The sequence below is a fragment of the Streptomyces sp. NPDC047981 genome, from assembly GCF_040653315.1.
In the GTDB taxonomy this organism is placed as follows: Bacteria; Actinomycetota; Actinomycetes; order Streptomycetales; family Streptomycetaceae; genus Streptomyces.
This window is the reverse complement of record NZ_JBEZNQ010000016.1, coordinates 35,860-54,540: the sequence shown is the minus strand read 5'-3', so window position 1 is coordinate 54,540 and position 18,681 is coordinate 35,860. Positions and strand designations below refer to the sequence as shown.

Genomic DNA, 18,681 nt, shown 5'->3' with positions numbered 1-18,681 from the left:
AGGGACACGGCCGAGGGAAGAGATTTTCTGATGCAGTGTCAGATTCTTTGGGGCGCAGCCCGCTTCCTTGACGGCCCCTCACCCCGGTAAGAAAGTTTCAGGCGTTGCGCGTGTGGCCGAAGGATTCTTTCAGTGGCGTGGGAGAGGGTAGGGATGACGGAGGAGTCGGCAGGGAGTGCGGGGATCGGCCGCCGGGCGTTCGGTGGCCGGCTTCTCGCCCTGGGAGGTGCGGTGATGGTCGGCTCGATCCCGGGGGCCGCCGCGGCCTCCACGCCCCGGGGCGGAGACCGGACCACCCTGCGGCGCGGCTCCCCGGAACAGGCCGGGCTGCTCGCCGAGCACCTGGATCTGCTGGTGGCCGACGCCGAGACGTACCTCGCCCCTTCCCCCCGCCGCCCCTGGTACGCGGGCGCCGTACTGCTCGCCGGGCGCGGCGGGACCGTCGCCCTGCACCGGCCGATCGGGCACGCGGTCCGGTACGCGGCGTACGACGAGAAGACGGACACCGGCGTCGAACTGCCGCCGGACGAGCGGATCCCGATGGCCGAGGACACGGTCTTCGACCTGGCGTCGGTCTCCAAGCTCTTCACCTCGATCCTGGCGGTGCAGCAGATCGAGCGCGGGACCCTCGCGCTCGAGGCGAAGGTCACGGCGTATCTGCCGGAGTTCGGGGGTGGCGGGAAGCAGGACATCACGGTCCGTCAGCTGCTCACCCACACATCGGGGTTCCGTGCCTGGATCCCGCTGTTCAAGGAGCCGACGCGGGAGGAACAGCTGCGGCTGCTGTGGCAGGAAGCACCGGCGAACGCGCCCGGCACCCGCTATCTGTACTCCGATCTGAACCTGATCTCGCTCCAGCTGATCCTGGAGGCGATCACAGGACGCACGCTGGACAGCCTGCTCAGGACCGAGATCACGGCTCCGCTCGGGATGCACCGCACGCTCTTCAATCCCCCGCCCTCGTGGCGCCCGAAGATCGCGGCGACCGAGGACGCCCGGCTGCCCTGGTCCGGGCTCGACCGGGGCATGGTCCGGGGCGAGGTCCACGACGAGAACGCCTTCGGCATGGGCGGGGTCGCCGGCCACGCGGGGGTGTTCTCCTGCGCCTGGGACCTCGCGGTCCTCGCCCGCACGCTCCTCAACGGCGGGGCGTACGGCCCCGCGCGGATCCTGGCCTCCGAGTCGGTGGAGCTGATGTTCACGGACTTCAACACCGCGTTCCCGGGCGACGAGCACGGCCTCGGCTTCGAGCTCTACCAGCACTGGTACATGGGCGCGATGGCGACGCCTCGCTCTGCGGGCCACACCGGCTTCACCGGGACCAGTCTGGTCCTGGACCCGACCACCGACGCGTTCCTCGTCGTCCTCGGCAACTCGGTGCACCCGGTGCGCACCTGGCGCTCGGGCTCGGCGCCCCGGGTCGCCGCCGCCGACCACCTGGCCCGCGCCATCCCCGTCCGCCCCGCTCGCGGCCGCAGCTCCTGGTTCTCGGGCATGGCGAGCGCGACGACGGCGACGCTGACCCTGCCGCCGGTGGCGGGCGCGGCGCGCGTGGAGTGCGCCCTGTGGTGGGACACCGAGCCCGCCGCGGACGCCGCGCACCTGGAGGCCTCCACGGACGGCGGCGGAACGTGGGCACCGGTGCCGTTCACCACCGTACGGAAGGGGCAGGAGCCGCGGACGCATCCGACAGGGTCGGTGAGCGGCTGGTCCGGACGGGTCTGGCACCGGCTGGCGGCGAAGCTTCCGGTGGGCGCTGGCACCGGGCCCGTACGCCTGCGGTGGCGGTACGCGACGGACCAGCGCTACGTCGGGCGCGGGGTGTACGTGGACGCCCTCAGGGTCCTGGACGGCTCGGGGCGGCCCCTCTTCGACGACGCCCGGCCGGCCGACGCGTCCCGGATCGAGGCCGTGGGCTGGACGGCCTCGGCGGACTGAGGAGGGGCGCTTCCGGGTCAGGCACCCGGGCCGGCGGCCTCCCGCAGGGCCGCGAGGACCGGGCTGATCAGGGGGTGGTCCTCGGCGCCCCTGCGGACCGCCGCGAAGACGCGGCGGGTGGGGGCCACGCCGTCCACCGGGCGGATCGCCACCTCGTCCAGGGCCGCGCCCCGCAGCGCCGAGCGCGGGACGAGCGCGACACCCGCGCCCGCGGCGGCGAGGGCGACGACCGCGCGGAAGTCGTCGGACGAGTGCTCGAAGCGGGGCGCGAATCCGGCGTACTCGCAGGCCAGGACGGTCACGTCATGGCAGGGGTTGCCGGGCGACTGGCCGATCCAGGCGTCCTTGGCGAGATCGGCGAGGGCCACCCGCTGTCCGACCGCGAGGGCGTGCCCGGGCGGCAGGACGGCATCGAAGGGCTCCGCGTAGAGCGGTACGCGGGTGAGCCGGGCGTCGTCCTCGCCGGGCGCGCCCCGGTACTCGACGGCCACGGCCACGTCGACCTGGCGGTCCAGGACCATCAGCAGGCTCTCGTCGCCCTCGGCGTCCCGCACCCGGACCTGGATGCCGGGCGCGGTGCGGGCCAGGCCGGAGATGGCGGGGGCGACGACCAGGCCGATACCGGTGGCGAAGGCCGCGACCGTGACCGTCCCGGCCTCGCCCGAGCCGTACGCGGCGAGCTCGGACTCGGCGCGCTCCAGCTGGGCCAGGACGGCGTTGGCGTGGCTGAGCAGGATCTCGCCGGCCGGGGTGAGCCGGGCGCCCCGGGCGTTGCGCTCGACCAGCCGGTGGCCGGTCTCCTGCTCCAGGGCGGCGAGCTGCTGCGAGACGGCGGAAGGGGTGAGATAGAGCGCGGCGGCAGCCGCCGTGACCGTGCGGTGGTCGGCCACCGCTCGGAGGATGTGCAGCCGCCGCGCTTCGATCATTCCCCTAGTCTCGCAGGGCGGCGCGCGCGTCGACGAACGCGTCCACAGCCCGGTTCACATCATCGGAGGAATGCGCGGCCGAGAGCTGGACGCGGATGCGCGCCTGGCCCTGCGGAACCACGGGGTACGAGAAGCCGATCACGTACACACCGCGCTCCAGGAGCAGCTCCGCCATGCGCCCGGCCTCCGAGGCGTCACCGATCATGACGGGCGCGATGGCGTGGTCGCCGGGGAGGATGTCGAAGCCCTCGGCGGTCATCCGGGTGCGGAACAGCTCGGTGTTGGCGCGCAGCCGCTCGCGCAGGTCGCCCGCGGACTCCAGCAGGTCGAGGACCTTGAGGGAGGCGGCGGCGATGACCGGGGCGAGGGTGTTGGAGAAGAGGTACGGGCGGGAGCGCTGGCGCAGCAGGGCGACGATCTCGGCGCGGGCCGCGACGTAGCCGCCGGAGGCACCGCCGAGTGCCTTGCCGAGGGTGCCGGTGATGATGTCGACCCGGTCCATGACGCCGTGCAGCTCGGGGGTGCCGCGCCCGCCGGGGCCGACGAAGCCCACGGCGTGCGAGTCGTCGACCATGACCATGGCGTCGTAGCGCTCGGCCAGGTCGCAGATCTCGCCGAGCGGGGCGACGTAGCCGTCCATGGAGAAGACGCCGTCGGTGACGATCAGCTTGCGGCGGGCGCCGCCCTCGGTGGCCTCCTTGAGCTGCTGCTCCAGGTCGGCCATGTCGCGGTTGGCGTAGCGGAAGCGGCGGGCCTTGGAGAGCCGGATGCCGTCGATGATCGAGGCGTGGTTGAGGGCGTCGGAGATGACGGCGTCCTCGGCGCCGAGCAGCGTCTCGAAGACACCGCCGTTGGCGTCGAAGCAGGAGGAGTAGAGGATCGTGTCCTCCTGGCCGAGGAAGGAGGACAGCCGGGCCTCCAGCTCCTTGTGCACCTCCTGCGTACCGCAGATGAAGCGCACGGACGCCATGCCGTAGCCCCAGCGGTCCAGGGCCTCGTGGGCGGCGGCGATCACCTCGGGGTGGTCGGCCAGGCCGAGGTAGTTGTTCGCGCAGAAGTTGAGCACCTCTCCGGGCTGCCCGCCGGCCGTGACGGCCACCGTCGCGGACTGGGGCGTGCCGATGACGCGCTCGGGCTTGTGCAGTCCGGCGGCGCGGATCTCGTCGAGGGTGGTGCGGAGGTCGTCGCGTACGGAGTCGAACATGTGGGGTTCCTTAGCGGGAGGTCGGACGCGCGGAGGAAGGAGACGAGGTGGACGAGAGGAGCCGGGGTCAGACGGTCCAGTCGAGGATGACCTTGCCGCCCTTGCCGGAGGCGGCGTCGTCGAAGGCGGCCTCGAAGTCGGTGTAGGCGTAACGGCCGGTGATCACCGGGGCGAGGTCCAGGCCGCCCTCCAGGAGGACGGACATCGCGTACCAGGTCTCGAACATCTCGCGGCCGTAGATGCCCTTGATGGTGATCATGGAGGTCACGATCTTCGCCCAGTCGACGGCGAAGTCCTCGGCGGGCAGGCCGAGCATGGCGATCTTGCCGCCGTTGGTCATGTTCGCGATCATGTCGCGCATCGCGCGCGGGTTGCCGGACATCTCCAGGCCGACGTCGAAGCCCTCCTTGAGGCCCAGCGTGCGCTGGCCGTCGGCGATCGTCTGCTCGGCGACGTTCAGCGCCAGCGAGACACCCGCCTTGCGGGCGAGGTCGAGCCGCTCCTCGCTGACGTCGGTGATGACGACGTGGCGCGCGCCCGCGTGCTTGGCGACGGCGGCGGCCATGATGCCGATGGGGCCCGCGCCGGTGACGAGGACGTCCTCGCCGACGAGCGGGAAGGAGAGCGCGGTGTGCACGGCGTTGCCGAAGGGGTCGAAGATCGCGGCGACGTCGAGGTCGACCGGGACGCGGTGGACCCAGACGTTGGACGCGGGCAGGGCGACGTACTCGGCGAACGCGCCGTCGCGCCCGACGCCGAGGCCGACGGTGGCACGGCAGAGGTGGCGGCGGCCGGCCAGACAGTTGCGGCACTTCCCGCAGACGAGGTGGCCCTCGCCGCTGACCAGGTCGCCGACCGCGATGTCGACGACGTCACGGCCGGTCTCGACGACCTCGCCGACGAACTCGTGGCCGACGGTCAGCGGCGTGGCGATGGTCTTCTGGGCCCAGCCGTCCCAGGAGCGGATGTGCAGATCGGTACCGCAGATGCCGGTCCGCTTGACCTTGATCAGTACTTCTCCGGGGCCGATCTCCGGCTCCGGTACGTCCATGAGCCAGAGTCCCGGCTCCGCCTTCTGCTTGACCAGCGCCTTCAATGCCATGGCTCCCGACGTGCGTGTCCTGTGACCTTCGGGGTCCGGGCACGGTTCCGCGCCCAAGATCCCCGAAGAGAATCTTCCGTACGTCCTGCATCGGGGTCCATCGAGGATTTCTTAAGCGCTGCCACAGGTGAGCTTCACGCCGCCGGCCGCGGCGCCCGGCGCGTCACCGTCCGAGCGCCGCCATCGCCGCGTTGTGGCCGGGGATGCCGCTGACCCCGCCGCCCCGCACGGCCCCCGCCCCGCAGAGCAGCACGTTGCCGTGGCCGGTCTCCACGCCCCAGCGGCCGGTGCCCTCCTCCCCGTAGGGGAAGGAGAGGTCGCGGTGGAAGATGTGGCCGCCGGGCAGCCTGAGGTCGCGCTCCAGGTCGAGCGGGGTCTTGGCCTCGATGCAGGGCCTGCCGTCGGCGTCGGTGGCGAGACAGTCGGCGAGCGGCTCGTCGAGGACGGCGTCGAGTTCGGCCAGGGTCGCCTTCAGGAGGGCGGCGCGGGCGCCGTCGTTGTCGGCGGCGAAGAGCCGCGCGGGGGTGTGCAGCCCGAAGAGGGTGAGGGTCTGGTAGCCCTGGCCCGCGAGCTCGGGGCCGAGGATGCTGGGGTCGGTCAGCGAGTGGCAGTAGATCTCGGAGGGCGGCGCGGTGGGCAGCCTGCCGGCGGCCGCCTCTGCGTACGCCGTGGCCAACTGGCCGTACCCCTCGGCGATGTGGAAGGTGCCGGCGAACGCCTCGCGCGGGTCGACGGAGCGGTCGCGGAGCCGGGGCAGCCGAGTGAGCAGCATGTTGACCTTGAGCTGGGCCCCCTCGGCGGGCACCGGGGGCGTCTCGCCGAGCAGCTCGGCGAGGGCCTGCGGCGAGGCGTTGACGAGTACGTGCTCCGCCGCGACCACGCCCTCGCCGTCCGCCGTGCGGTAGGTGACCTCGGCGCGCAGGCCGTCGGTCTCGACCCGCACGGCCTCGTGGCCGGTACGGATCTCCGCGCCCGCCGCGCGGGCCGCGTCCGCGAGGGCGTCGGTGAGGGCGCCCATGCCGCCGACGGGGACGTCCCAGTCGCCGGTGCCGCCGCCGATCACGTGGTAGAGGAAGCACCGGTTCTGGAGCAGGGAGGGGTCGTGGGCGTCGGCGAAGGTACCGATCAGGGCGTCGGTGAGGACGACGCCCCGGACCAGGTCGTCGGCGAAGGTCTCCTCGACGGCGGCGCCGATCGGCCGCTCGAACAGCATCCGCCAGGAGGTCTCGTCGCCGACGCGGGAACGCAGTTCGGCGCGGGTGGGCAGCGGCTCGGTGAGCGTGGGGAAGACCCGCTCGGCGACCTGGGCCGTCCGGGCGTAGAAGCCCTGCCAGGCCTCGTACTCGCGGTCGGACCCGGTGAGGGCCGCGAAGGAGGCGCGGGTGCGGTCCGTGCCCCCGCCGACGAGCAGCCCCCCGTCGCCCTTCGGGGTGTACGAGGAGATGGACCGTTTCCGCACCGCGAAGCGCAGCCCCAGCTCGCGCACGATCTTCGACGGCAGGAGCGAGACGAGGTAGGAGTACCGGGAGAGCCGGGCGTCGACGCCGGCGAAGGGCCGGGTGGACACGGCGGCGCCGCCGGTGGAGCCGAGTCGTTCCAGGACGAGGACGGTTCGTCCGGCCCGGGCCAGGTAGGCGGCGGCGACGAGTCCGTTGTGGCCACCGCCGACGATGACGGCGTCGTACGAGCGCTGTGCGGTCATGTCTCTTGCTAACACGCGAAGATCGCCGGGGGAACCCCGTGGGAGCGGACGACCGTGTCGGCCTGGGCCGACCGGCCCGCTCCACTCGACCGGGCTCAGGCCCGTCGGCCGCGCGGGGAGACGGTTCAGGCCCGGGGCGTACGGGCGTCGCCGCCGGTGGGCTCCCGCGGGGCGGCCATCCGGCGGTACGAGGCGGCGGCCTCGGTGGTGCGACCGAGCCGTTCGAGGCAGTGGGCCTCGTCGTGGCGGGCCGCCAGCGTGTCGGGGTGCTCGGGACCGAGGCTGCGCTCGCGGGCCTCGGCGACCTGGCGGTGACAGGCGAGGGCCTCGGACCAGCGCGCCAGCCGGCCGAGGCCGACGGCGATCTCGCGGCGGCTGGCGAGCGTGTCCGGGTGGTCGGCGCCGAGAACGCGCTCGCGGATCGCGCACACCTCACGGGCCTCGGCGACGGCCTCCTCCCAGCGGGAGAGCCGCCCGAGGTTGACGCCGAGGCCGTGGCGGGCGCGGAGCGTCTCCGGGTCGTCGGGACCGAGCACACGGGTACGGGCGGCCACCAGATCGCGGTAGAGGTCGAGGGCGTCGCCGCTCCGGCCGAGCCGGCCGAGGCAGATGCCGACCTCGTAGCAGGCGGCGAGCGTGTCGGGGTGGTCCGGGCCGAGGACCTCGGAGCGTGCGGCGACGACCTCGCGGTAGGCGACGAGCGCCTCCGACCAGCGCCCCAACCGGCCCAGGTCGTAGGCCACCTCGTAGCGGGTCACCAGGGTGTCGGGGTGGTCGGCGCCGAGCAGCCGGCCGCGCGCCGACGCCACCTCTGCGGCCATCCGGTACGCGTCCTCGCGGCGGCCGAGGCGTCCCAGGTTGAAGGCCAGGTTGTGGCGGCAGCGCAGGGTGTCGGGGTGGTCGGCGCCCATGGTGCGTACCCGCGCGGCGAGCACGTCCACGTAGACCTGGTGCGCCTCGACGTGCCGCCCGAGCCGGCCGAGGACGTACGCCGTCTCCTGGCGGGCGGCCAGCGTGTCGGGATGGTCCGCGCCGAGGACCCGCTCGCGCGCCTCGGCCACCAGGTCGAACTGGCGCAGGGCCTCGTCGGGGCGGGCGAGCCTGCTGAGGGTGAAGCCGAGCTCGTACCGGCTGGCGAGGGTGTCGGGGTGGTCGGGGCCGAGGACGCGGCGGCGGTCCTCGACGACGGACCGGTGCACGTCCTCGGCCTCGTCCCAGCGGCCGAGCCGGCCGAGGCCGAGCCCGGCCCGGTGCCGGCCGGCGAGCACGGCGAGGAGTTCCGGCGGCGCGGCGGCGCGCTCCGGGCCGTCCGGGGAGCGCGGCGGAACCGAGCGCGAGGCGGTCGTCCACTCCCCCGTGAGCGCGGCGACGGGATCGTACGCCGGCGGGCGCGAGGCGTCGGCCTCACCGGTCGCGTGGTGCCCGGCGGTCATGTCCCGTGCCCAGGAGGGGAGTCGGGGAGACGCCTCGTCGGCGGGCGTCCGGGCGGGGGGAACGGCGGGGCGATCGGCGCCTCCCCACACACCGGCTCCGGACCCGGAGCCGGGTCCAGGTCCGGGTCCAGGTCCGGGACCGGGGCCCGGACCGGGTCCGGGACCGGGACCTGGACCGGAGTCGCGTCCGCGGCCAGGGTCGGGTCCAAGTCCAGAGCCGAGTCCGCGACCGGAACCGGGTCCGATTCCGGTGCGGGCCGAGAGGATCCTGCGGCGCAGGACGCCCGCGTCGGTGGGCCGGTCGTCGGGGGTCTTGGCGAGCAGGTCGAGCACGATCCGGTCGAGGTAGTCGGGCAGTTCGGCCCGGTGGGTCCGCAGGGGTCGCGGCGGAGTGTCGCGGTGGCCGACCAGGACGGCCCAGGCGTCGTCCAGGTCGAAGGGCGGGGCGCCGGTGGCGATCTCGTACAGCACGCAGCCCAGTGAGTACAGGTCGCTGCGGTGGTCGACCTGGCCGCCGCTGATCTGCTCGGGCGACATGTAGTGCGGGGTTCCCATAGCGATGCCGGTGCCGGTGAGCTGCGAGGTGTGTCCGATGTTGTCGCCGAGCCGCGCGATCCCGAAGTCGCAGATCTTCACTGCGCCGTCGCCGAGCCGCATGATGTTGGCCGGCTTGAGGTCGCGGTGGACGATGCCCTGCCGGTGCGTGTACGCGAGGGCGTCGGCGACCTGTTCGGCGATGTCCACGACGTCCTGCACCGGCAGCGGGTGCTGTTCGTTCTCCTCCAGGAGCTGGCTGAGGTTGTGCCCCTCCAACAGCTCCATGACGAGGAAGAGCACCCCGTCGTACTCGCCGAAGTCGTGCACGACGGTGACCCCGCGGTGCTGGAGCGAGGCGGCCACCCGGGCCTCGCGCCGGAACCGTTCCCGCAGCACCGTCAGGGAGTGCGGGTCCCGCTGCTGCGGTCCCAGCGGTTTGAGGCATTTGACCGCGACCCGGCGGCCGAGCGACTCGTCGGTGGCCCGCCACACCTCGCCCATGCCGCCGCGCCCGATCACGTCGTGCAGCCGGTACCGGCCCTGGATCAGCCTGGTCTCCGCCATCGCGTGCTGTCGCCCCCGTGTGTTCCTCGCGCCCTCCCCGGCCCGTCCAGTATGGCGGCCTGGTCGCGGAGTGTGTACGGGGCGGGCCGCGCGTCGGGGCCCAGCCGGGACATCGCATTCAGAATGTGACCCGGCGGCAGCCGCCAGCGGAGCCGGGCCGGAATCGAACGCAGCAGATTGGCCGTGGCCGTGAGCTGGTACGTGACGGTCTCGGGCGGCGGCGCGGGCCTGCCGTAGAGCTCGTGGGCGTAGAGGGGCAGGCAGTTGTACGCGAGTGAGGCCACGCGCCGCCAGATGATCTCGCGCGCCGGTACGAGGGCGGGGGCGACGGGCGGGCGGCGCAGGAAGGCGTCCACGGTGCGGGCGTCCGCTCCGGCGTTGAGCCGCGGCCGTACACCGTCGAAGTAGGCGCCGAGTTCGTCGACGGTCGCGGGCACGGCGCCCGGGTCGAGGCCGACGAGGCGGGCGGAGACACGGTGTTCGTCGACGTACCTGTCCGCCTGGGCGTCGGTGAGGGTGACGCCGGAGCGACGGACGACGGAGAGGTACGAGTCGACCTCGGCGCAGTGCACCCAGAGGAGCAGCTCGGGGTCGTCGACTCCGAGCAGCCGGTGGATCTTCCGCACCCGGGCACCGGCCGTCTCGGCGGCCTCGGTGGTCCCGTAGCTGATCGTGCCGACGAAGTCGGCGGTCCGGAGCAGCCGGCCCCAGGCGTCGCGGCGGAAGTCGCTGTTGATCATCACACCGCGCACGGCCACAGGGTGGAGCGCCTGCAGATACAGCGCGCTGACGCCGGCGATCCACATCACGGGATCGCCGTGCAACTGCCAGGTCACGGAGCCGGGACCGAAGAGCCCGGGATCGGCATCCTTGCTCATGCGGTCAGGCTACGGGGGTACGCGCCGGATCGGCCGGGGGTTCCCGAAGATGGCCGGTCGCCCCGGCGTCGCTCTCCCGCATGTGGGGGCGGGGCAGCGGTGGTGAAGGGGACCGGCGCGCGCGGGTTCAGCGGCGGACGCGGGGCATGCCGAGGCCGATCCAGGAGATGATCTCGCGCTGGATCTCGTTGTTGCCGCCACCGAAGGTGAAGATGACCGCCGAGCGGTAGCCGCGTTCGAGTTCGCCGTGCAGGACCGTGCCCGCCGAGCCCTCCTTGAGCGCGCCCGCGGAGCCGACGACCTCCATGAGCCAGGCGTAGGCGTCGCGGCGGGCCTCGGAGCCGTAGACCTTGACCGCGGAGGCGTCCTGAGGGGTGAGGGTGCCCTGCTGGACGGCGTTCACCATCTGCCAGTTGAGGAGTTTCATCGCGTCGAGCCTGGCGTGCGTGCGGGCGAGGCTCCGGCGGACCCAGCCGAGGTCGATGACCCGTCGGCCGTCGGCGAGCTTGGTGTCGGCGGCCCAGCGCTGGACGTCGTGGAGCGCCCGGATCGCCATCGTGCCGTGGGCGGCGAGGGTCACGCGCTCGTGGTTGAGCTGGTTGGTGATGAGCCGCCAGCCCTTGTTCTCGTCGCCGACCCTGCGGGAGACCGGGACGCGGACGTTCTCGTAGTAGCTGGCGGTGGTGTCGTGCGAGGCGAGGGTGTTGATGAGGGTGCAGGAGTACCCGGGGTCGCTCGTCGGGACGAGGAGCATGGTGATGCCCTTGTGCGCGGGCGCGTCCGGGTCGGTACGGACGGCGAGCCAGACCCAGTCGGCGGTGTCGCCGTTGGTCGTCCAGATCTTCTGGCCGTTGACGACGTACTCGTCGCCGTCCCTGACCGCCCGTGTCTTGAGCGCGGCGAGGTCCGTACCGGCGTCGGGCTCGCTGTAGCCGATGGCGAAGTCGATCTCGCCGGAGAGGATCCTCGGCAGGAAGTACGCCTTCTGCTCGTCGGTGCCGAACTGCATGATCGTCGGACCGACGGTGTTCAGGGCCATCAGCGGCAACGGGACGCCGGCCTGGGCGGCCTCGTCGAAGAAGATGAACTGCTCCATGGGGCTGAGCCCCCGGCCCCCGTACGCGACCGGCCAGCCCACCCCGAGCCAGCCGTCGGTGCCGAGCCTGCGCACGGTCTCGCGGTAGAAGCGCTTCTGCGCGGCCGGGTCGGCGTAGCGCGCGTGGACGTCGTCCGGCACGAGTTCGGCGAAGTACGCACGCAGCTCCTCGCGCAGGCGGTGCTGGGCGGGCGTGTACTCGAGGTGCATGGGGCCTCCCGTGGCGGCGTCCTGGGTACCGTGCGCGCGACGGCGGCCACGGTAGAACGTGTTCCACAAATGGGGAAGCCCCACGACCGCCCCGGCTCGACGAGGAGAGTCCGGGCCAAGGCGGTCGGGTGGGACGGTCGTCCAGGTGACTGTTCAAAGGGGGCCCGCGGGCGGCGGGCCCTCCTCCAGGGTCAGGGCAGGAGCTCGTCCAGGGAGGCACGCCCCTTCTCCGCCATGCGGCGCTCCGCCCACGCGAGGCTCTTCGGATTCACATCACGTCCGGAGGCCAGGACCAGGTCCTCCGCCGTGTATTCGCCCTCCGACCCGGCATGCAAGAGGCGGTCGGGCGTCGGGCTCTCCCCCGGAGATGTCTTGTCGGACTCAGCGTTCATGCCGCCTCCTACTCGTTACTTCCGGTACCGGCCATTCTCGTGTCCGGTGACCTGGACCGCATCCGGGCCGGGAGCCCGCCGCCGTGTCGGTTCCGTGTCGGCTCCGCGTCGGTGGGCGCGGGGAGGGTGGGGACCCCACCCGCCGGTGAAGCGATCACCGGCCTCGACCACCAGGAGCCCCGATGCCCCCGCCCGCCGCCTCCGCCGCCCTCCCCCTCCGCCGGATCCGCGTCCTGGCCGTCCGCCCGGTCACCCCTCGCTCGGTCAGGATCACCTTCGGTGGCGAGTCGCTCGCCGGCCTCACCCTCGACGGACCGGACCAGCAGGTGAAGCTGTACGTGCCGCGCCCCGGCCAGGCGGCGCCGGTGCTGCCCTCCCCCGACCCGTCCGGCGACGTGATGCGCTGGTACGCGGCGTACGCCGCGATCCCGGAGGCCGAGCGGCCCTGGATGCGCAGCTATACGATCCGGGCCCACGATCCCGCGGCGGCGACCCTCGACATCGACTTCCACCTGCACGGCACGGGCGACCGGAGCGGCGAGGGGCCCGCGACGCGCTGGGCCCGCGGCGCCAGGCCCGGCGACACGCTCGGGATGTTCGGGCCTTCGGCGTACTTCGCCACACCGGTGACGGCGGGCTCGGCGGACTGGACCCTGCTGGCCGCCGACGGGTGCTCGCTCCCCGCCCTCGCGACCGTCGTCGAAGCGCTGCCGCCCGGCCATCGGGCGCTCGCCTTCGTCCAGGTCGCCGACAGCGACGAGGAGCTGCCCTTCGTCACGGCCGGCGATCTGACCGTGCACTGGCTGCGCGGGGGCGTCTCACCGGCGGACGCGGTGCGTGCGGCCGTCCTGCCGCCCGGCACGCCCTACGCCTGGCTCGCCGGGGAGGCCGGGGCCGTACGGGAACTCCGGCGCCATCTGCTCCAGGAGCGCGGCTACGACCGGCGCGCCGTGCATTTCACCGGGTACTGGCGCCGCCACCTCACCCAGGACGACGCACCCACGCCTGAGGACCTCGCGGAGGCCCGGGAACGGCTGGAGTCGGCGGAGGGGTGAGCACGCGGGGGGGGGGCGGGGGAAGCGAGAGGGCCAGCAGGACAGGGGGGCCGAGGGCCATGGGCGAGAGGCACTGACCGGGCGGCGGCCGCTCGCGTTCAGACGAGGGTCGCCGCCTCCCTGACGGAGAGCCTGGCGCCCTCCTCGTACCGTCGCGCGTACGTCGCCGGGTCCAGGGCTCCGCGCAGCGCGTGCTCCGCGTGGGCGCGCACCGACGACTCGGTCTGTTCGGTGAAGGGGCGGAAGCCGGCCCCGCCCGCGTCCGCGGGGTGCGCGTCGTACGCGCCGAGCAGACGGGCGCCGTCCTCGGCGTCGCCCGGCTCGCCGCGGCCTGCCCTGGCCCGGGCCGCCACCGGGAAGAGGCCTACGACGAGGTGCGGGGCCACGACGTACGCGAGGCCCTCCACATCCCGCACCGCTCGGGTGAGCTGTGCCACGGCGTCCGGGTACGCCCCGTCGAGGCAGTCGAGCCAGCCGCGCAGGCCCCCGGTCACACCGAGGAAGAGGTCGGGCGTGTCGCCGCTGAACTCCGCTTCCATCCGGTCGACCTGCTCCCGGGCCAGGGCGGTGCGTCCGGTGTGTGCGTAGTGCTGGGCGAGGAGGAGTCGGGCCGTGCTGACGGGCTCCCCGCTCGACTCGGCCGAAGCGTCCGCCGCGGCCTCGACGAGAAGGCGCTCGGCCGCCGCGCGCGCCTCCGGGTCCGCGTCCGTGGCCGGGAGGCGCAGGCGTACGGCGGCGAGCCTGGCCGTGAACACGGTGGCCTGGGCGTGCGCGCCGAGTCCGGCGGCGGCCCGTGCCGCGTGCTCGTAGTCGGCGGCGGCCTCGGCAAGGCGGCCCGACCGTTCGTGGGCCTCGCCGCGCGCGGAGCGGGACTCGGCCGTGCCCCAGGCGTCCCCCACCCGCTCGAAGTGGGCGAGCGCGGCTTCCGCGTCGGCGGGCCGGTCGCCGAGGAGTTTGGCCCGCATGAGGTGGGTGAAGGCGAGCTCCCAGCCGAGAACTTCGGCGCGGCACGCGGAGAGAACGGCGTCGAGTGTCGCTTCGAGGCTGTCGAACTCACCGGTCATCAGCCGGGCGAAGAACCACATGGTGCCCGGCTGGCGGCAGTTCTGCGGAAGGCCCGGACGGTAGGCCGTGACGATCGCGTCGAGGCGGGCGCGGGTGTCGGGCCGTTCGAGGGCCTTGGAACCCTCGCCTCCCTCGGCGGCGAGGGCGACGAGCGCGCACCCTCGGCGCGCCTCCCAGAGCTGCTCCTCGGACCAGGGCGGCGGTGTGTCGGTGCAGCGCGCGGCGAGGGGGACGGCGCGCCGGACGGGCGCGGCGAAGGGGTCGGGGCCGAGGGCCGCCACCGCCTGCGACCAGAGGCGGGCGTCGGTCTGCCGGGCGCGGAGCTGCCAGAACCAGCTCATGGACAGGACCAGGCAGAGCGCCTCCTGCTCCGCGCCGAGGCCCACGGCGGTGCGCAGGGCGGCCGTCACGTTGCCGTGCTCGGTCTCGAGGCGCCTGAGCCAGACCGGCTGGTCGGGGCCGCGCAGGGCGGGGTCGGCGTGCCGGGCGAGCTCGCGGTAGTGGACCAGATGTCGGCGCTCGGCCTCCGCCCGGTCCCCCGCCTCGTCCAGCCGCTCCCCCGCATACTCGGCCACCGTCTCCAGCAGCCGATACCGCATCCCACCACCCGGCCCGTCCTCGCACGGCGCGGCGACCACGAGCGACTTGTCGACCAGCGAACCGAGCAGACCGAGAGCGTCCCCCGCCGGACAGACCGCCTCCACCGCCTCCAGATCACAACCACCCGAGAACACCGAAAGACGCCGCAGAACCCCACGCTCCGCCTCGGTCAGCAGATCCCACGACCAGTCGACCACCGCACGCAACGTCTGCTGCCGCGGCAACACCGTCCGCGCCCCCGACGTCAACAACCGGAACCGGTCGTCCAACCGGTCCGCCACCTGCCGCGGCGACAGCACCCGCAACCGCGCCGCCGCCAACTCGATCGCCAACGGCAACCCGTCCAGACGCCGACAGATCTCCCCGCACGCCTCCGGATCGTCCCCCGGATCGAACCCCGGCCGGGCCGCCGCACCCCGGTCCGCCAACAACCGCACCGCCTTGTCCTGCGGCAACGGCTCCAACGGCCGCACGAACTCCCCCGGCACACCCAACGGCTCCCGGCTCGTCGCCAACACCGTCACCCCCGGACACCGCGCCAGCACCACCTCCGCCAACTCCGCCGCCGCACCCACCACATGCTCACAGTTGTCCAGAATCAACAGCAGCCGACGCGACGCGCAGTGCTCCACCAACCGGGTCAGCGCGTCCCGGGGCGTGGCACCCCACGACTGGGTCTCGCGGCCGCCGATCGCGGTCAGGACGGCGGCCGCCACCTCGGACTCCGAACGTACGGAGGCGAGTTCGGCGAACCAGGCCCCGTCCGGCCGGCGCCGCGCCTCCGCGTCGGCGGCCTCCAGGGCCAGCCTCGTCTTCCCCACGCCACCCGGTCCGATCAGGGTGATCAGCCGCCGCAGGGCCAACTCGGGCACGAGACGGTCGAGTTCCCGCTGCCGCCCGACGAACGAGGTCGGGCGTGCGGGCAGCGGCGGTTGCGGTTGCGGTTGCTGCGGCGCGAAGGGCGAACCGTCGCCCGCGAGCAAGTCCGCGTGCAGGGAGCGTAGTTCGGCCCCCGGGTCCGCCCCCAGGCGGTCCGCCAGCACGGTGCGGACCTCCTCGTACACCCGCAGCGCCTCGGCCGCGCGCCCGGCGGCCCGCAGGGCGCGGATGCGGAGCGCGGAGACGGTCTCGTCCAAGGGGCGCTCGGCCGCCAGGGCCTCCAGCGGCGCCACGGCTTCCTCGGCCCGCCCGAGGGCCACGTCGGCCGCGAGGCGGTCCTTGCGCGCGTGGGCGTGGCGCTGCTCGGCCCGTACGACGAGAGGGTCGCCGTCCCTGCCCGGCAGGTCGGCGAGCGCGGGGCCGCGCCACAGCGCGAGCGCCTGGTCGAGCAGGAGCGCCGCCCGCTCCGCCTCCCCGGCCGCCAGCGCCCGCCCGCCCTCGGCGGCCAGCCGCTCGAACACGTACAGGTCCACGTCCTCGGTCCCGGCCGCGAGCCGGTACCCGCCGGCGACGGAGACCACCGCCTCCCGGCCCAGCGCCCGGCGGAGCCGTCCGACCAGCGCCTGGAGCGCCTCCGTGCCGTCCCCGGGCGGCTCGCCCTCCCAGATCAGTCCGATCAGGTCGTCCACCTGGACGGTGCGGCCGGCCGCGCTCGCGAGGGCGGCCAGCAGGGCGCGGAGGCGGGCGCCGCTGAACACGGCCTCCCCGCCGTCCGCCCGGAGGGCCTCGCAGGGGCCGAGCACGCGGTACCGGATGATCACCGGCCCATTCTCCCCCGGTCGGCCGGTTCCCCTCCCACCAGCCCTCCGCGCCCGCGGGGGCAACCCCGTACCGCCCGGGGGCAGCCCCGAACGGCCGCGGACGGGGCGTCCCCGTCGGTCACAACTCGGGCACTCGGTGTGTCGTCGCCATGGCGTCGGAGGGGTGCGGGTTCGACAATGGTGAGGATGACCGATGACGACCGGCGCACGCGCAGTGGCGAGATCGGGCCCACCGAGCGGCTCGCCATGAATCGGACCGGCAGCTTCGACTGGGACCTCGACACGGGCACCATCGACGTCGACGAGGCGGGGCTGCTGGTGTTCGGGCTGGACGCGAGCCAGTTCGACGGACGCCCCGCCACGCTCGTCGGGCGCCTCGACCCCGCGGAGCGCACCCGCCTCGACGCGGTCGTGCGGGCGGCGATCACCAGCGGCGAGACCTCGTACACCGCGCAGTTCCGGATCGAGGGGGACGACGGCGAGGAGCAGTGGACGCACGTCCAGGCACGGATCCTGCGCACTCCGGACCGGCGGGCCCACCGCATCGTCGGCGTCGTCCGGGACACGACGGCCGAGGTCACCCACTCCGCTTTCGTCCTGGACCTGGAGAAGCGCCGCGAGGTCCAGACGAGCATCGTCGAGCGGACGACGCACGCGCTCTCGCGGGCGGTGACCGTCGACGACGTGACGGCGGCGATGACCGGCCCCGGCGGGCTCGCCCGGCTCGGCGCGGACGGCCTCGCGCTCGGCCTGGTGGAGAACGGCTCGCTCAATGTCATCGCGCTCAGCGGGGAGTCCCTGGAAGTCCTGAACGACTTCCGCTCGCACCGCCTCGACCGGGGGCTGCCCCTCGCGGAGACGGTGCTGAGCGGACGGCCCCGGTTCGTGCCCGCGTTCCGCTCCCTGGGCCGGGACTTCCCTGAACTGGCCCCCTACATCGAGCGGCTGAGGTTCACGTCCGCCTGTTACCTGCCGCTCGTGGCCCAGGCCCGCTCGCTGGGCGGTATGGCGCTGTTCTACCGGCGCCGGTCCCTGTTCAACGCCGACGAGCGCAATCTGCTGCTCGGCCTCGCCGCGATCGTCGCGCAGTCCCTCCAGCGCGCCAAACTCTTCGACGAGGAGCGGGAGCTGGCCACCGGACTGCAGGAGACCATGCTGCCGCGCCGTATCCCGGTGATCTCCGGTGGGGAGATCGCGGTCCGCTACCACGCGGCCTGGAGCGGGCGTCAGGTCGGCGGCGACTGGTACGACGTGATCTCGCTGCCCCGGGGCCGGGTCGGGGTCGTGGTCGGGGACGTGCAGGGGCACGACACGCACGCGGCCGCCATCATGGGCCAGTTGCGGATCGCGCTGCGTGCGTACGCCGGTGAGGGCCACGCCCCCTCGACCGTCCTCGCCAGGGCCTCTCGATTCCTCGCCGAGCTGGACACCAACCGCTTCGCGACGTGTACGTACGCCCAGGTAGACCTCGGCACCGGCACGGTGCGCGCGGTGCGCGCCGGGCACCTGGGGCCGCTGATCCGGCACACCGACGGGCGGGTCGGACAGCCCAAGCTGCGGGGCGGGCTGCCGCTCGGTCTGGCGACCGTCTTCGGTGACGAGGAGTTCCCGGAGACCCGGCTGGACCTCGTCCCGGGCGAGACGCTGGTGCTGTGCACGGACGGCCTGGTCGAGCAGCCGGGCTCGGACATCCAGTCCGGTCTGGACGCGCTGTCGGGGGCGATGAGCAGCGGTCCGCCCCAGGCGGAGGCGCTCGCGGACCATCTCTCGGAGCAGCTGTGGGAACGCTGGGGCGCGGGGGACGACGTGGCCCTGCTCGTGCTGCGGCGCAGCCCGGACCCCGGGACGCCACGGGCGCCGCGCATCCACCAGTACATCCACCAGGCGGATCCGCAGGGGCTCTCGGACGCGCGGGCGGCGGTGGGGCAGGCGCTGCGCGACTGGGGCATGACCGAACTGGCCGACGACGCCGAGCTGTTGACGGGCGAGCTGCTCGTCAACGTGCTGCTGCACACGGAGGGCGGCGCGGTGCTCACGCTGGAGGTGCTGCCCGAACCGGTGCGCCGGGTACGGCTGTCGGTACAGGACCGGTCGAGCGCCTGGCCACGACGGCGTACGCCGGGTGAGGCGGCCACGTCGGGACGGGGGCTGCTGCTCCTCGACGCCCTGGCGTCCCGGTGGGGCGTCGAGCCGCGCGGCGAGGGCAAGGCCGTGTGGTGCGAGATCGGCCCGGTGCACGAGGCGGCGGGGGTCTCCGCGGGACAGGGTGAGGGGTGAGG

Annotated in this window: 12 protein-coding genes; 3 read left to right on the top strand and 9 right to left on the bottom strand. The window is 73.8% G+C overall.

The window, feature by feature from the left end:
* Positions 1–153 precede the first annotated feature (153 nt).
* Positions 154–1,938: a serine hydrolase gene (locus tag AB0E14_RS12435; protein ID WP_362415416.1), complete on the top strand. Its 1,785-nt coding sequence runs from the start codon at positions 154–156 to the stop codon at positions 1,936–1,938.
* 17 nt (positions 1,939–1,955) lie between these two features.
* Here the strand turns inward: AB0E14_RS12435 and AB0E14_RS12430 are convergent, their stop codons facing one another.
* The 8 genes from AB0E14_RS12430 to AB0E14_RS12395 all read right to left on the bottom strand — a co-directional run bounded on the left by AB0E14_RS12430 (position 1,956) and on the right by AB0E14_RS12395 (position 11,982).
* Positions 1,956–2,864 carry a LysR family transcriptional regulator gene (locus tag AB0E14_RS12430; protein ID WP_362415414.1) on the bottom strand — a complete coding sequence of 303 codons (909 nt, stop codon included), beginning with the start codon at positions 2,862–2,864 and terminating at the stop codon, positions 1,956–1,958.
* Between the two features lie 4 nt (positions 2,865–2,868).
* Positions 2,869–4,068 (bottom strand): glycine C-acetyltransferase, encoded by a 1,200-nt coding sequence (locus tag AB0E14_RS12425; RefSeq protein WP_362415412.1) that lies wholly within the window; start codon positions 4,066–4,068, stop codon positions 2,869–2,871.
* Positions 4,069–4,135: 67 nt separating this feature from the next.
* A complete protein-coding gene (gene tdh, locus AB0E14_RS12420) occupies positions 4,136–5,164 on the bottom strand; it encodes an L-threonine 3-dehydrogenase (RefSeq protein WP_362415543.1) in 1,029 nt (342 codons plus the stop codon).
* Positions 5,165–5,333: 169 nt separating this feature from the next.
* Complete coding sequence (locus AB0E14_RS12415) at positions 5,334–6,872, bottom strand: NAD(P)/FAD-dependent oxidoreductase (protein ID WP_362415410.1); 1,539 nt, start codon at positions 6,870–6,872, stop codon at positions 5,334–5,336.
* Between the two features lie 125 nt (positions 6,873–6,997).
* On the bottom strand, positions 6,998–9,406 hold the full coding sequence (locus tag AB0E14_RS12410) for a serine/threonine-protein kinase (protein ID WP_362415407.1): 2,409 nt from the start codon (positions 9,404–9,406) through the stop codon (positions 6,998–7,000).
* Positions 9,388–10,284: an oxygenase MpaB family protein gene (locus AB0E14_RS12405; RefSeq protein WP_362415405.1), complete on the bottom strand. Its 897-nt coding sequence runs from the start codon at positions 10,282–10,284 to the stop codon at positions 9,388–9,390. Before AB0E14_RS12405 ends, AB0E14_RS12410 begins: the two co-directional genes overlap by 19 nt.
* 127 nt (positions 10,285–10,411) lie before the next feature.
* Entirely contained in the window at positions 10,412–11,590 is a 1,179-nt protein-coding gene (locus tag AB0E14_RS12400) for an acyl-CoA dehydrogenase family protein (RefSeq protein WP_362415402.1), read from the bottom strand.
* A gap of 191 nt (positions 11,591–11,781) precedes the next feature.
* Positions 11,782–11,982 (bottom strand): hypothetical protein, encoded by a 201-nt coding sequence (locus AB0E14_RS12395; protein ID WP_147981931.1) that lies wholly within the window; start codon positions 11,980–11,982, stop codon positions 11,782–11,784.
* A 182-nt stretch (positions 11,983–12,164) separates the two neighbouring features.
* Here AB0E14_RS12395 and AB0E14_RS12390 point away from each other — a divergent pair, with 182 nt between their 5' ends.
* Entirely contained in the window at positions 12,165–13,037 is an 873-nt protein-coding gene (locus AB0E14_RS12390; protein ID WP_362415399.1) for a siderophore-interacting protein, read from the top strand.
* A 98-nt stretch (positions 13,038–13,135) separates the two neighbouring features.
* Here the strand turns inward: AB0E14_RS12390 and AB0E14_RS12385 are convergent, their stop codons facing one another.
* Positions 13,136–16,402 carry a BTAD domain-containing putative transcriptional regulator gene (locus tag AB0E14_RS12385; RefSeq protein WP_362415397.1) on the bottom strand — a complete coding sequence of 1,089 codons (3,267 nt, stop codon included), beginning with the start codon at positions 16,400–16,402 and terminating at the stop codon, positions 13,136–13,138.
* A 186-nt stretch (positions 16,403–16,588) separates the two neighbouring features.
* On the opposite strand from AB0E14_RS12385, the gene AB0E14_RS12380 reads away from it, so the two are divergent.
* On the top strand, positions 16,589–18,679 hold the full coding sequence (locus AB0E14_RS12380) for a SpoIIE family protein phosphatase (protein ID WP_362415395.1): 2,091 nt from the start codon (positions 16,589–16,591) through the stop codon (positions 18,677–18,679).
* Positions 18,680–18,681 lie beyond the last annotated feature (2 nt).